The following is a 13,127-nucleotide window of genomic DNA, read 5'->3' on the forward strand; positions in this document are numbered from 1 at the left end:
GAATAACCTTCAGCTACTTTGCCGGATCGACACGCCGCACGCTCAGGATCTTGACCACGGGGCTGAGCATCTGCCCTTTCATCACGCCTTCGCCGTCGGTCGGAGACGTGGGTGCAGCGAGGATCTTGCGGACCACGTCCAAGCCCTCGACGACTGAACCGAAGGCGGCAAACCCGGCGATATCGCCCTCCCCCGACGCTTGCGCATCCATGGACGGCATTGGCCCGAGCGTGATGAAGAAGTCGCCGTTGGCGCTGCCAGGCGCATAGCGGGCCATGGAGATCGTCCCGGCCTGATGCGTCAGGCCTGTCGTGGTGGTAGGTTCATGGGCGATCGGCGGGAGCACGCGCTTCGGATCATTGCGTGTGCCGCCCTGAACAAAGCCCAGGTCGGGCCAGCCCGGCACTTTCAGCGCGCGATAGAAGGACGTTCCGTCCAGCCGCTTCTGGTCCACATAACGCAAGAAGTTTGCTGTAGTTATCGGAGCGCGGGCAGAATCCAGCGACAGCACAATCGAGCCTTCGGAGGTTTCGATACGCACCTGTACTAACTTATCTTGCGGTGTCGGCGCGCTGGCCGAGGTAGCTGGAGGCTGTTGCGCATGCGCAACTGTCAGGGGGCATATCATCAGCAGAATTAGGGTTGCCAGGCGCAGCATGTGTCGATCCTTACCCAAGGAGGTAGCCCGTTTTCCTCCGAGGAGAGGGGCGCCTGGAGAAGTATAACCAAAATGGCTCTTGTGCTACCGGCCATGCGCTGTATTTTGCGGTGCACCATTTTTTCACCCTTGAGGATTGGCCAGACTGCAGTTCACAGCCCCTATCGCCAAACCACTCCTACCTCATCGGAAGCGACACTCCGTCGCCAACCGTCTCCTCCACGGCACCATCTCGCCATCACATAACATTATCGAGGTCTTGTCATGCATATTACAATGATCGGTTCAGGCTATGTCGGCCTAGTGTCCGGGGCTTGCTTCGCGGATTTCGGCCATGATGTCGTCTGCGTCGACAAGGACGAGAACAAGATAGCGGCGCTGCTGGCAGGCCGTATGCCGATATTCGAACCCGGTCTGGACGAGTTGGTCGCGCGCAACGTCGCTGCGGGCCGCCTCCGGTTCACCACCGACCTTACGGACGGCGTCAAGGATGCCCATGCGGTGTTCATCGCCGTGGGCACCCCCTCACGCCGCGGCGATGGCCATGCGGACCTTTCCTATGTGTACGCCGCTGCCGAAGAGATCGCCCATGCGATCAAGGGCTTCACGGTCATAGTCGACAAGTCGACCGTGCCCGTGGGTACGGGCGACGAGGTCGAAAGGATCATCCGTGAAGCCAATCCCGAAGCGGATTTCGCCGTTGTGTCCAATCCCGAATTCCTGCGCGAAGGCGCGGCGATCGACGACTTCAAGCGTCCCGACCGCATCGTCATCGGCGGCGACGACCCGCGCGCGCTGGAAGTCATGCGCCAGGTCTATCGCCCGCTATACCTCAACAAGTCGCCGTTGATCGAGATGAGCCGCCGCGGCGCAGAACTCACCAAATATGCGGGTAATGCGTTTCTCGCAACGAAGATCACCTTCATCAACGAGATCGCGGATTTGTGCGAGAAGGTCGGCGCAGATGTTCAGGATGTCGCCCGCGGCATTGGTCTCGACAATCGCATCGGCTCGAAGTTTCTGCACGCCGGTCCCGGCTATGGCGGCTCTTGCTTCCCCAAGGACACGCTGGCGCTGCTGAAGACGAGCCAGGATTATGACGCTCCGCAGCGGATCGTGGAGGCCGTCGTCGCCGTCAACGACAACCGCAAGCGCGCCATGGGCCGCAAGGTCATCGCGGCGCTGGGCGGCGAAGTGCGCGGCAAGACGGTGGCGCTGCTCGGGCTCACCTTCAAGCCCAATACAGATGATATGCGCGACAGCCCCGCCATCGCCATCACCCAGACGCTGGAAGATGCGGGCGCCATCGTGCGCGCCTACGATCCTGAAGGCATGGAACCGGCGAAAACCCTGCTGCCCAAGATCGTCTATTGCAAGAGCGCCTATGATGCGGCGGACGGTGCAGACGCTCTGGTGATCGCGACGGAATGGGACGCTTTCCGCGCCCTGGATCTGGGACGTATCAAGCAATTACTGACGCAACCGCTGATCGTCGATCTACGGAACGTCTATCCGCGCGCCATGATCGAAAGCGCGGGCTTCACCTATCACGGCGTCGGCCGCTAAAACGCGAAAGGCCCGGCGATCCAAGATCGCCGGGCCTCGCCCAAACGGTCCTATCCGTGCAGCGTCAAGCCTTCTCAGGCGACGCGCGCTTCCAGTTCCGCATCTTCATCGGGATCGCGCAGCACGTAGCCGCGGCCCCAAACCGTCTCGATATAATTGTCGCCACTGCAGGCCAGCGCCAGCTTCTTGCGCAACTTGCAGATGAAGACGTCGATGATCTTCAATTCCGGCTCATCCATCCCGCCGTAGAGGTGGTTCAGGAACATTTCCTTGGTGAGCGTCGTGCCCTTGCGGAGCGAAAGCAGCTCCAGCATGGCATATTCCTTGCCGGTCAGGTGAACCCGGTTGCCATCGACTTCGACAGTCTTGGCGTCGAGATTGACAGCGAGCTTTCCGGTGCGGATGACTGACTGGCTGTGCCCCTTGGACCGGCGGACCACGGCATGGATGCGCGCCACCAGTTCGTCACGGTGAAAGGGCTTTGTCACATAATCGTCGGCGCCGAAGCCAAAGCTGCGCACCTTGCTGTCCATCTCGGCAATGCCCGAAAGGATCAGTACCGGCGTCTGCACCTTGGCTGCACGCAGCTTCTTGAGCACGTCATAGCCATGCATGTCGGGCAAGTTGAGGTCGAGGCAGATGATGTCGTAATCGTACAGCTTGCCAAGATCGAGGCCCTCTTCGCCAAGATCCGTCGTGTAGACATTGAAACCTTCGGTCGTCAGCATCAGCTCGATCGCCCTTGCGGTCGTCGGCTCGTCTTCGATCAGCAGCACGCGCATTATGCAGCCCCTTTGAAAGGTTTACGAATTCGCCCCCTATCAGGACGGTCGCATTTGAATTTCTTAACCAAATTGTTTCTGAACGTAAAAGGTTAATTTTCGGATAACCCCTAGAAATATTAACGTATCTTTTTTACGGATATTCCGGCGCTTGCTCACTGCGCAAGTCTGAGCGCCAGAAAATCCAGGCACGCTTCGACACGGGCAGGCCGGAGTCGCGAGGGCGGCGTGACCAGGTGCAGGCCGATGGGCGCACCTTGCCACTCTTCGAGAATCGAAATCAGCGAGCCGTTCGCCAGATCTTCGTTGATGATGAAGTCGGGCAGATAGGTGATGCCGATGCCTGCACGAAGCGCAGGCAGCATTGCTTCTCCGCTGTTCGTCATCATGCGGGTCCGCGGCTGCACCGCCACGGTCTCGCCCCCCGCCCTGCTAAAGCGCCAGGTTTCAGGGTTGGGTATGTTCGTATAGAGAAGACAATCATGATCGCTGAGATCCGAGGGGTGTGTCGGCAACCCCTTCCTCTCCACATAGCCTGGTGACGCGACATAATGGCCCCGAACGTCGCAAAGCCGTCGAGCCCGCAGCGAACTGTCCGGCATCGCCGCGATCCGAAGCGTCGCATCAAGGCCGCTCTCGACCAGGTCGATCCGCTCGTCCGAAAGATTAAGATCGATGATGATGGCGGGATGGAGCGCCATGAACTCGGCAAGAAGCGGCGCGACTCGCGTCAACCCGAAACTCATCGGCGCCCCCAAGCGCACAATGCCTGCAAGTTCGGTGATCTCCTCCCGCGCGGCTTCCTCCGCAGCTAATCCCTCCACCATGATCCGCGATGCATGATCGGCAAGCCTGCGCCCGCTTTCCGTCAGCGTGAGACGGCGGCTGGTGCGGCTGAACAGGCTTGTGTCCAGATGTTGCTCCAGCCGGGTGATCGCTTTGGACACTGTCGCCTTGGAAACGGACATGGCTCGCGCTGCATCGGTGAAACTGCGGTGTTCGGCCACCGCCGAAAACATGGCCCAGGCTTCAAAGTCGGGTAGGCGCATAATGAAACAATCCGTTTCATAGCTGCTCATTTATGAAACGATCGTGACGGCTATATCGGAGGAAATCAAGATTGAAGGCTGAGCACTAGGCAAGGTCGGAAAGGAAAACGTCATGACTGACACTGTGACTCTTAAGGACACCCGTCGCGCAACAGTCGAACGCCGCCCCTTCGCTTCGATCGGTCATGCCGACCATGGCTGGCTGAATGCGCGGCATCATTTTTCGTTCGCCGACTACTACGATCCCGCCCGGATGGGCTGGGGCAACATCCGCGTATGGAATGATGACGAGATCGGCGCGAACAGCGGTTTTCCGCCGCATCCCCATCGCGACATGGAAATCATCACCTATGTCCGCAAGGGTGCGATCACCCACAAGGACAGCATGGGCAACGAAGGTCGCACCGGGGCTGGCGATGTCCAGGTGATGAGCGCAGGCACGGGCGTTCGCCACGCGGAATATAATCTGGAGAGCGAAACCACGACCCTGTTCCAGATCTGGGTGCTACCCCGCGCTGCCGGAGGTGCCCCGAGCTGGGGCGCCAAGCCGTTTCCGAAGGACAGTCGCTCGGGCAAGTTCGCAGTTCTGGCCAGCGGCTATGACAGCGATGCCGATGCCCTGCGTATTCGGGCCGATGCCCGGCTGCTGGGCGCCACGGTTCAGGCCGGTCAAACATTGACCTATGACCTTGCCGAAGACCGCTACGCCTATCTCGTGCCTGCGACAGGCCAGGTCCGCATCAACGGCGAACTGTTTGAAGCACGCGACGGAGCGGCCATACGCGGCGGCGGCGCGATCGTTATAGAAGCCTTGGAGGACAGCGAAGTGGTGCTGGTCGATAGCCAGTAACACGCGTCCTCCGCCGTCCGCGCCCAGCCCCCTCCCTGCGGGCGCGGACGGACTCACTATCTCTTGAAAGGAATACCCGATGGCAAAAGTTCTCGTGCTCTACTACTCGACCTATGGCCACATCGAAACCATGGCTAATGCAGTAGCAGAGGGCGCTCGCGACGCCGGTGCCACTGTAGACGTCAAGCGCGTTCCCGAAACCGTGCCAGAGGCCATAGCCACCGCCAATCACTTCAAGCTCGATCAGGCCGCGCCAATCGCGTCGATCAAGGAACTGGCGGATTACGACGCGATCATTATCGGCACCGGCACCCGCTTTGGCCGCATGTCCAGCCAGATGGCGGCGTTCCTGGATCAAGGTGGCGGCCTGTGGGCGCGTGGTGCGCTGAATGGCAAGGTCGGCGGGGCATTTACCTCCTCGGCATCGCAACATGGCGGGCAGGAAACCACGCTGTTCTCGATCATCACCAACCTGCTGCACTTCGGCATGACGGTTGTCGGTCTTGATTACGGCCATGCCGGTCAGGCAAGCAACGAAGAGATCGTCGGCGGCGCACCTTATGGCGCTACCACCGTTGCAGGAGGGGACGGCAGTCGCCAGCCGACGCAGATCGATTTGGAAGGCGCTCGCTATCAGGGCCGTCGGGTGGCGGAAGTTGCGGCCAAGCTCCACGGCTGAACAGGCTCTGCGCGGGTGCTCTGGATACCCAGAAGCAGCCGCGCGGTGACTTTGTTCGACTTCAGCAGATAATGAAGGCCGAGCGGTAGCAGCAATGCCGCGCCGAACAGAGCCGGTTTACCCAGATGGGGCGTCAGGTAATGCGCGACCGGCACATGCAGATACATTATCGTCAGCGATGCCGCCCCGACGCCCCGCATGGCGGCCGAGCCGAGGACCGGCCACCGGGCGGATTGGAAAATCAGGAACGAGATGGCGACGGCTCCAGCAATGGACAGCAACGGCCAGCCATAATCTCCCGCCTTCATGTTAAGCGATGGGCCAAATAGCAATGTGGTCGCTGCGAGAACGAACAAAACGGCACACATCCAGTGCTTCCACTCCACGCCGCGCCGTAGCCATCCGGCCCACAGTAACACCAACGCCATGGGCACTGTGAGTAGCCCGAGCGGCGAAACATCCGTGGCACTGCCTGCCGCATAGGCGATGCCCAAGCTGATCGTCATGAGCCCGAACCATGGCCAGCTTCGCTTCTCTGGAAAGCGCGTTCCGATTGCGCTGCACAGGATACGCGCAACCAGCAGGCAGGGCACGAACCAGAAGACAGTGAACGGCCCGCGCAATTCCGAGCCGCCGAAAGCGATCCTCCACAGATCGGCTGGCCAGTTGTGGAAGATCGGCCGCAAGCCTCTCACGCCCTCGATCCATATGTCGAACAGGACAATCAGCACCAGCCACGCGACATAGCCAAGCCCCTGCGTCGCCAGCAGTTTTCGTGCCAAGGTTAACGGAGGCTGCGGCTTGAAGAGATATCCGGAAATCAGGAAGAACAGCGGCATGTGGAAGGCATAGACGGCATCGCGAACTGGCCCGCTGGTCCATATATGGCCGACGATCACGGCAATGATCCCTATACCCTTCGCCGCGTCGACCCACTCCAGCCGCTCGCGTGGCATTGCGCCCTCAGCCATTGGTCTTCCCCCTTTGCTGCCGAATGCCTATAGGAACCGGCAACGGCGTCAATCGCCCTTTACTCCTGCCATCGGAACCCGTCTTGACCCTGCTTGCCGACCGCGTCCTCTTCATCGATGGCGAAGCGATCATCCTCGACAAGCCTGCGGGCCTGCCGGTCGATCCCCCACGCGACGGGTCGCTGAGCCTGGAGAACCATCTCGATTCCCTGAAGTTCGGATTTCAGCGTTGGCCGCTGGCTGTGCATCGGCTGGATCGCGACACGTCAGGCTGTTTGCTGCTGGCGCGCAATCCGAAGGCGCACAAACGCTTCGCGCAGGCGTTTGAGAATGGGCAGGTCGCGAAGACCTATCTCGCGGTGCTGGAAGGCGTGCCCACCGAGGAAAGCGGGGAGATCGACCTTCCGCTGAAGAAGACCAGCAGCGCCGAGGAAGGCTGGCGCATGGTCCCCGATGCGAAAGGAAAGCCTGCTCTCACGCGCTGGACGCTGCTCGCGCAGAAGGATGGACGGTCGCTCGTCAGCTTCGCGCCCACGACCGGGCGCACGCACCAGATACGCGTCCACGCCCTACACGGCATCGGCTTCGGCATTGTCGGCGACCCGATCTACGGCACGCCGGACGATGGCGCGATGCTGCTCCACAGCCGTTACCTGTCCATAGCGCGCGCCAACAAACCGCCGGTCGAAGCGACCGCGCCGCTCCCGCCGCACTTTATCGAAGCGGGCTTCACGCCCGACATGCTTCCCGACTGATCATGGAAACGCCCTTCGCCCTGCCAGATGACGCGCTGGAGGAGCGCTTCATCACTGCCGGTGGACCGGGCGGCCAGAACGTCAACAAGGTCGCGACCGCCGTTCAGTTGCGCGTCGACACCTTCCGGCTCGGACTGCCGCTGTATGCCTGGCGCAAGCTCAAGGAACTCGCCGGGTCGCGCATGACCTCGACCGGGGTACTCGTCATCCAGGCCCAGCGCTTCCGCACGCAGGAGGCCAATCGCGCCGACGCTCGCGAGCGGGTGCAGGCGATGATCGCCGAAGCCTTCAAGCGCGACGCCCGCCGCATCGCCACCAAGCCCAGCCGCGCTGCAAAGGCTCGCCGCGTCGACGCGAAGAAATCCCGCAGCAGCGTCAAGCAGGGACGCGGCAAAGTGTCCTTCGACTGACCGCGCAAGCGTGGACTATCCGCGTGTAGCATCCTACATTCCTGCCATGTTCGATCTCAAGCCTCCTGACGCAGCCGACAAGGCCGCGCTCTATGCCGACCTCCACTCCGCAGCCGATGCGCTGACGCGTGGCGAGAGCGACGCCATCGCCAACATGGCAAACCTGTCGGCGCTGCTCTGGCAATATCTGCCGGATCTCAATTGGGCAGGCTTTTATCGCATGGTCGAGGGCGAACTGGTCCTAGGTCCATTTCAGGGCAAGGCAGCCTGCATCCGCATCGCCGTCGGCAAGGGCGTATGCGGCACCGCTGCCGCCATGCGAGAGACGCAGTGCGTCGAGGATGTCCACGCCTTCCCTGGCCATATCGCCTGCGACGCGGCTTCACGATCGGAAGTGGTGGTGCCGGTCATCCATGAGGGCCGAGTTATCGCCGTGCTGGATCTCGACAGCCCGCTACCTGCCCGCTTCGACTCGGAAGATGTCCAAGGGTTGGAAAAGCTGATCGCGAAGATCGCGCCACGGTTAGCCGAAGCCGGTTAACCATCTTCCCCGAAATTATGGCACAAACGCCCCGTAAAAAGGACATAGTTGGCTCGTTTCGGCACAGACATGGCCGCTGGAATCCTTGGAAGTCTGGGGATCTGGGTGCTAAATCGCTCGTTAACAATGCCGTCATCGCCCGGTCGCTTCCTGCAATTGGAACGGGCAGACGAAACTGGGAGTGTTAACGATGCGGACCCTCATGATCCCCGGCCTAGCCGCGATGGTGCTGACAGGCGGACTTGTTCCTGCCTTCGCCCAGACGCCCGGCAGCGCTGCCGCCAAGACGACACCCGGAACGACTGCCGTACGGACAAGCCCGCGCTGGGGTCAGCGCATCCAGGGACGCTGGCACGGCGGCGTGCGCGCTCCCGGCGGCTATGTTTCCTATCGTCGTCCGGCGCGGGGCTTCACTTTGCCACGCTACTGGATTCAACCGGACTTCTATATCGGCAACTATGCGATCTACGGCCTGCCGACGCCGCCAAGCGGTTATGGCTGGTCGCGCTACTATGACGATGCCGTGCTGACCGATAGCTACGGACGTGTCGTGGACAGCCGCAGCGGCATCCGCTGGGAAAATTATGAGGGCGGATATGCCGATGATCAGCCCCAATATACCGAACGCCGCGACAATGGCCTAGGCGGCGCGGCCATCGGTGCCGTCGCCGGGGGCCTTGCAGGCAACGTCATTGCAGGACGCGGCAATCGCACGGTCGGCACGGTTGTGGGCGCAGCGGCGGGCGCAATTGCCGGAGCCGCGATCGACAAGGCCGAGGATCGTCCGCGCAGGGGCCCGGACTGGGCGGAGAATGACGGCTGGGACCGGGGACCCGATCATGGGCGCGATCGCGGCCCTCCGCCTCCGCATCACGAGCATTCGCGCCACGAGCGCGGCGTCACCTATGACACGGCCTATGACGGCCGCTGGACCGGCACCTGGACACGCGAAGACGGCAGCACCTATACCGGCGAATATGAAGGGCGCTTCGAAGGCGATGTGGAAGGCAGCTACGCGCCGCCGCACTGGGCGCCTCCGGCAGTAGGTGGCTATGGGCCGGGCGGATATATCTCGGGCGGTTACTACTACCCGGCGCCCTCCGTCACGACGATCACCATCACGCCCTCGGCACCGACCTACACGGAAACCGTCTCCTATGTGACTGTGCGGGCACCCGGAAGGCGGCACATGGCGCGGCGCAAGACGAAATGCGCATGCTGAAGGGCCGGCCTGTTACGCGGAACATCGATTAATCGTTAGCCGCCACCGACTATTAGGAACGGGCGGCCAGCGAATTGCCGACAAAAAAGGTGCGCTCAGCGACCAGGGCACCATTTCGCTCTGTCATTAGCGTTCATAAGCCCATATCGGGCTCGCAATGGTCTATGCCGACGCTTATACGACTTTCGAAACGCAGGGTCGCGCGCTTCCGCTCTTGATACGGGGCGATGCGCTGGAGCTGTTGCGGCAGACTTTCGGCGGCTCCGATGACGCCAAGGAGCTGATCGCGCAAAACCGCGAGACGATCGATGCAGTCGTTCATTCGCTGATCGATGCTGAGCCGAACTGGCAATGGTCGCTGGAGATCGACCGAGACACTCTCCTGCACTGGGGCCGTCAGCGCGACATGTGGCACTGGAAGCCCGTTTGAACGGCGCTTCTCATATCGAACCATCGCCCTTCATGTGCATTCGTGGTAAAGAGACTTTTAATCCGCGCCCGGCCACGCCATAACAAATTAACGATTCAACCACCCCTTTGCCGGGTCGCAACGACAGGACGGGAATGCAGTGAGCGCCCCTTTTCGCTTTCCCCGCTTTTTCGTCACCAACCCCAGTCCCTGCCCCTATCTTCCGGGCAAAAGCGAGCGGAAGGTGTTCACGGAGCTATCCGGCGATCACGCTTCGGAACTGAACGACGCGCTTGGCCGCATCGGGTTCCGCCGCAGCCAGAACGTCGCCTATCGCCCAAGTTGCGCGGACTGCTCGGCCTGCGTTTCGGTTCGAGTCGTCACGGACGAATTTCGCCCTAATGCCACGCAGCGCAGGCTCCTGCGCCGGAACGAAGATCTGGTCGTCACGGCTTGCAAGCCATGGTCGACGGAGGAGCAATATGCCCTGCTCCAGCATTATCTTCATTCGCGTCACCCCGGCGGCGGCATGACCGAGATGGACGAGATGGACTATGCTGACATGGTCGAGCAGACGCCGGTGGACAGCCACGTTATCGAATATCGTGAACCGGGCATGGACGGCCGCCCCGGCCGCCTGGTCGGCGCCTGCCTCACCGATCGTCAGGCCGATGGCCTATCGATGATCTACAGCTTCTTCGATCCCTCGCTGGAAACGCGCCCCAGCCTGGGTAACTTCATCATTATGGATCATATATTGCGCGCCCGACGTGCGGGACTGCCCTATGTCTACCTTGGTTATTGGGTCTCAGGGTCGCAGCGCATGGAATATAAGGTCCGTTACCGTCCGCTCGAACGGCTCGGTCGCACTGGCTGGACGCGTTTCGATCCCGACGAGCAATCGGACGCGATCCGCGAAGCCGCCAATCGTGACGAGCCACCCCTGCCGGTAGAACTGCACGGCACCTTCCGAAAATAGGAGCGCCGCCATGCCTGATATGTTCGCCTATAAGATTCTCACTGCAGATCAGTTCGCCCAGCTTCGCGCGGATGGCTATTTCGCCGGGTCCCCCGCCGATCTGGAGGATGGTTACATCCATCTCTCCACGCAGGAGCAAGCAGCCGAAACCGCTGCCAAGCATTTCGCCGGGCAGGACAACATCGTTCTTGCCATGATCGATCTCGTACCCTTGGGCGAACATGTGAAGTGGGAAGAATCCCGCGGCGGCCAGCTATTCCCGCACCTTTACGAGCCATTGCCGCTCGGCGCAGTGACCAAGCACGTCGTCCTGCGCCTCGACAGCGACGGCAAGCACGAGTTCCCCGCAGGTTTCTGAAGCCCCCGCGCTTGCCATTCCGCGGTGCTGGCCTATGTCGGCGCCATGACATATCAGGTTCACATTATCGGCGGCGGCCTTGCGGGATCGGAAGCCGCATGGCAACTCGCGCAGGCTGGGGTCAAGGTCCGCCTGTCCGAAATGCGCGGCAGCGGCGACACGACCCCCGCGCACCAGACCGATACGCTGGCCGAGATGGTGTGCTCCAACAGCTTCCGCTCGGATGACGCGGACAAGAATGCGGTGGGCCTGCTCCATCAGGAAATGCGTTCGCTCGGCTCGCTTATCATGACCGAGGCGGACAAAGCCAAGGTCCCTGCGGGCTCCGCGCTGGCCGTCGATCGCGATGTGTTCTCGCAAGGCGTCACCCGCGCCCTGCTCGATCATCCCAATGTAGAGATCGTCCGCGAACGCATCGACACCTTGCCGGCGGAAGGCGCAACCATCGTCGCCACTGGCCCCCTTACCGCCATGACGCTGGCGCAAAGCATCGGCGCGGCCACTGGCATGGACTCACTTGCCTTCTTCGACGCCATTGCGCCCATCGTTTATCGCGACAGCATCGACATGGACATCTGCTGGATGGCCAGCCGCTGGGACAAGGGCACCATCGACCCCGACAATCCCGAATGGGACGGTCGCGACTATATCAACTGCCCGATGGACAAGGATCAGTATCTGACGTTCGTCCAAGGTTTGATCGACGCGGAGAAGACCGACTTCAAGCAGTGGGAAAAGGACACGCCCTATTTCGAAGGCTGCATGCCCATCGAAGTCATGGCGGAACGCGGCCCCGAAACCCTGCGCTATGGCCCCATGAAGGGCAAGGGTCTGGACGATCCTCGCACCGGCCGATGGCCCTATGCCGTCGTGCAGTTACGGCAGGATAATGCCCTGGGCACGCTATGGAACATGGTCGGTTTCCAGACCAAGATGAAGCATGGCGCGCAAGTGGGGCTCTTCCGCACCATCCCCGGCCTGGCAAACGCCGAATTTGCGCGGCTGGGCGGCCTCCACCGCAACACCTTCATCCAGAGCCCCAAACTTCTCGACCAGCAGTTGCGCCTGAAGGCTGCGCCGCATATCCGCTTCGCCGGGCAGATCACCGGCTGCGAGGGCTATGTCGAGAGCAGCGCAGTCGGGTTGCTGGCTGGCCTGTTCGCCATAGCCGACCTCACCGGACGGATGGTCCCGGCCCCGCCCGCCGAAACTGCACTGGGCGCCCTCCTCAGCCACATCACTGGCGGCGCGGACGCGGCGAGCTATCAGCCGATGAACGTCAACTTCGGCCTTTTCCCGCCCATGAACGATACGAAGAAGAAACAGCGCAAGGAAGCCATGACCTTACGCGCCCGAGAGGCATTGACGGAATGGATGCGAGACCTGCCGGTGCTGCAACCCGCCTAGCATCGACACGCCGCTTTCGGCTTCGCCTTTGGCGCGGTCGCGGCGAATTCCGGCGGCGTCACCTTTCCGTCCTTGTCGGCATCGGCGGCGACATAGCGCTCGCTCGTCGCAACGGCCCATTCCTCGAACGAGAGCAGGTTGTCGCCGTCCTTGTCGAGCGCCTTGAACGCCTTCGTGCGGGTAGACAGCATCTCCTGCCGCGTGATGATACCGTCACGGTTGCGATCATAGCGCGCAAAGCGTCGCTGCTCCCGGCTTGCAGGGGAGGCGCTTGCCGGCATAGGCGGCGCTGCACCAAATGCGTTCTCGTCCCCCTCAGGCAGGCTGTCATCCACAATCGCCGCAACGGGCATAGGTATCGGCTCCGCTTCGGCAGTCGCCTGGCTTCGGCTCTGCCACCAGAACAAAGCCGCCGCCGTCAACAGCAACCCCGCCGCTATGCCTGCCAGATAACGCCCCATGAACTTGCCCCCTTCGCGACTGACCGTTAT

The 13,127-nt window shown here is 61.7% G+C and carries 16 protein-coding genes; 11 read left to right on the forward strand and 5 right to left on the reverse strand.

The window, feature by feature from the left end:
• Positions 1-13: 13 nt before the first annotated feature.
• Positions 14-658, reverse strand: coding sequence for a peptidylprolyl isomerase (locus QHC67_RS09175; RefSeq protein WP_413818515.1), 645 nt, complete (start codon positions 656-658; stop codon positions 14-16).
• A gap of 264 nt (positions 659-922) precedes the next feature.
• Between QHC67_RS09175 and QHC67_RS09180 the strand changes: the two genes are divergently transcribed.
• Positions 923-2,224 carry a UDP-glucose/GDP-mannose dehydrogenase family protein gene (locus QHC67_RS09180; protein ID WP_319293563.1) on the forward strand — a complete coding sequence of 434 codons (1,302 nt, stop codon included), beginning with the start codon at positions 923-925 and terminating at the stop codon, positions 2,222-2,224.
• A gap of 74 nt (positions 2,225-2,298) precedes the next feature.
• Here the strand turns inward: QHC67_RS09180 and ctrA are convergent, their stop codons facing one another.
• Both ctrA and QHC67_RS09190 read right to left on the reverse strand, forming a co-directional pair.
• Positions 2,299-3,006 carry a response regulator transcription factor CtrA gene (gene ctrA, locus QHC67_RS09185; protein WP_319293565.1) on the reverse strand — a complete coding sequence of 236 codons (708 nt, stop codon included), beginning with the start codon at positions 3,004-3,006 and terminating at the stop codon, positions 2,299-2,301.
• A 155-nt stretch (positions 3,007-3,161) separates the two neighbouring features.
• Positions 3,162-4,055, reverse strand: coding sequence for a LysR family transcriptional regulator (locus QHC67_RS09190; RefSeq protein WP_319293567.1), 894 nt, complete (start codon positions 4,053-4,055; stop codon positions 3,162-3,164).
• A gap of 112 nt (positions 4,056-4,167) precedes the next feature.
• Between QHC67_RS09190 and QHC67_RS09195 the strand changes: the two genes are divergently transcribed.
• A complete protein-coding gene (locus QHC67_RS09195; protein ID WP_319293568.1) occupies positions 4,168-4,905 on the forward strand; it encodes a pirin family protein in 738 nt (245 codons plus the stop codon).
• Positions 4,906-4,984: 79 nt separating this feature from the next.
• The gene (gene wrbA / locus QHC67_RS09200; protein WP_319293571.1) at positions 4,985-5,584 is read left to right on the forward strand and encodes an NAD(P)H:quinone oxidoreductase; all 600 of its coding nucleotides are present in this window, start codon (positions 4,985-4,987) and stop codon (positions 5,582-5,584) included.
• Here the strand turns inward: wrbA and QHC67_RS09205 are convergent.
• Positions 5,539-6,555, reverse strand: a complete 1,017-nt coding sequence (locus tag QHC67_RS09205) for an acyltransferase family protein (RefSeq protein ID WP_319293573.1) — start codon at positions 6,553-6,555, stop codon at positions 5,539-5,541. The genes wrbA and QHC67_RS09205 overlap by 46 nt on opposite strands.
• An 83-nt stretch (positions 6,556-6,638) precedes the next feature.
• Between QHC67_RS09205 and QHC67_RS09210 the strand changes: the two genes are divergently transcribed.
• From QHC67_RS09210 to trmFO, 8 genes are all read left to right on the forward strand, one after another.
• Positions 6,639-7,310 (forward strand): RNA pseudouridine synthase, encoded by a 672-nt coding sequence (locus tag QHC67_RS09210; RefSeq protein ID WP_319293575.1) that lies wholly within the window; start codon positions 6,639-6,641, stop codon positions 7,308-7,310.
• A gap of 2 nt (positions 7,311-7,312) precedes the next feature.
• Positions 7,313-7,720, forward strand: a complete 408-nt coding sequence (arfB, locus tag QHC67_RS09215; RefSeq protein ID WP_319293577.1) for an alternative ribosome rescue aminoacyl-tRNA hydrolase ArfB — start codon at positions 7,313-7,315, stop codon at positions 7,718-7,720.
• Between the two features lie 46 nt (positions 7,721-7,766).
• Positions 7,767-8,261 carry a GAF domain-containing protein gene (locus QHC67_RS09220; protein WP_319293655.1) on the forward strand — a complete coding sequence of 165 codons (495 nt, stop codon included), beginning with the start codon at positions 7,767-7,769 and terminating at the stop codon, positions 8,259-8,261.
• A 190-nt stretch (positions 8,262-8,451) separates the two neighbouring features.
• The gene (locus QHC67_RS09225) at positions 8,452-9,483 is read left to right on the forward strand and encodes an RcnB family protein (RefSeq protein WP_319293578.1); all 1,032 of its coding nucleotides are present in this window, start codon (positions 8,452-8,454) and stop codon (positions 9,481-9,483) included.
• A 157-nt stretch (positions 9,484-9,640) separates the two neighbouring features.
• Entirely contained in the window at positions 9,641-9,913 is a 273-nt protein-coding gene (locus tag QHC67_RS09230; RefSeq protein ID WP_319293579.1) for a hypothetical protein, read from the forward strand.
• Positions 9,914-10,052: 139 nt separating this feature from the next.
• Entirely contained in the window at positions 10,053-10,871 is an 819-nt protein-coding gene (locus QHC67_RS09235; RefSeq protein ID WP_319293580.1) for an arginyltransferase, read from the forward strand.
• Between the two features lie 10 nt (positions 10,872-10,881).
• Positions 10,882-11,229 (forward strand): DUF952 domain-containing protein, encoded by a 348-nt coding sequence (locus QHC67_RS09240; protein ID WP_319293581.1) that lies wholly within the window; start codon positions 10,882-10,884, stop codon positions 11,227-11,229.
• A 45-nt stretch (positions 11,230-11,274) separates the two neighbouring features.
• The gene (gene trmFO, locus QHC67_RS09245) at positions 11,275-12,636 is read left to right on the forward strand and encodes a methylenetetrahydrofolate--tRNA-(uracil(54)-C(5))-methyltransferase (FADH(2)-oxidizing) TrmFO (RefSeq protein WP_319293583.1); all 1,362 of its coding nucleotides are present in this window, start codon (positions 11,275-11,277) and stop codon (positions 12,634-12,636) included.
• Here the strand turns inward: trmFO and QHC67_RS09250 are convergent.
• A complete protein-coding gene (locus tag QHC67_RS09250; protein WP_319293585.1) occupies positions 12,633-13,097 on the reverse strand; it encodes an EF-hand domain-containing protein in 465 nt (154 codons plus the stop codon). The two genes, trmFO and QHC67_RS09250, sit on opposite strands and share 4 nt — an antisense overlap.
• Positions 13,098-13,127: the final 30 nt, after the last annotated feature.

The sequence above is a fragment of the Sphingobium sp. genome, from assembly GCF_033795625.1.
Taxonomy (GTDB): domain Bacteria; phylum Pseudomonadota; class Alphaproteobacteria; order Sphingomonadales; family Sphingomonadaceae; genus Sphingobium.

Coding starts and splice junctions, on each gene's coding strand:
- trmFO (WP_319293583.1), top strand. CDS start 11,275: ATGACATATCAGGTTCACATTATCGGCGGCGGCCTTGCGGGATCGGAA.
- QHC67_RS09230 (WP_319293579.1), top strand. CDS start 9,641: ATGGTCTATGCCGACGCTTATACGACTTTCGAAACGCAGGGTCGCGCG.
- QHC67_RS09190 (WP_319293567.1), bottom strand. CDS start 4,055: ATGCGCCTACCCGACTTTGAAGCCTGGGCCATGTTTTCGGCGGTGGCC.
- wrbA (WP_319293571.1), top strand. CDS start 4,985: ATGGCAAAAGTTCTCGTGCTCTACTACTCGACCTATGGCCACATCGAA.
- QHC67_RS09180 (WP_319293563.1), top strand. CDS start 923: ATGCATATTACAATGATCGGTTCAGGCTATGTCGGCCTAGTGTCCGGG.
- QHC67_RS09225 (WP_319293578.1), top strand. CDS start 8,452: ATGCGGACCCTCATGATCCCCGGCCTAGCCGCGATGGTGCTGACAGGC.
- QHC67_RS09175 (WP_413818515.1), bottom strand. CDS start 658: ATGCTGCGCCTGGCAACCCTAATTCTGCTGATGATATGCCCCCTGACA.
- ctrA (WP_319293565.1), bottom strand. CDS start 3,006: ATGCGCGTGCTGCTGATCGAAGACGAGCCGACGACCGCAAGGGCGATC.
- arfB (WP_319293577.1), top strand. CDS start 7,313: ATGGAAACGCCCTTCGCCCTGCCAGATGACGCGCTGGAGGAGCGCTTC.
- QHC67_RS09195 (WP_319293568.1), top strand. CDS start 4,168: ATGACTGACACTGTGACTCTTAAGGACACCCGTCGCGCAACAGTCGAA.
- QHC67_RS09205 (WP_319293573.1), bottom strand. CDS start 6,555: ATGGCTGAGGGCGCAATGCCACGCGAGCGGCTGGAGTGGGTCGACGCG.
- QHC67_RS09250 (WP_319293585.1), bottom strand. CDS start 13,097: ATGGGGCGTTATCTGGCAGGCATAGCGGCGGGGTTGCTGTTGACGGCG.
- QHC67_RS09240 (WP_319293581.1), top strand. CDS start 10,882: ATGCCTGATATGTTCGCCTATAAGATTCTCACTGCAGATCAGTTCGCC.
- QHC67_RS09220 (WP_319293655.1), top strand. CDS start 7,767: ATGTTCGATCTCAAGCCTCCTGACGCAGCCGACAAGGCCGCGCTCTAT.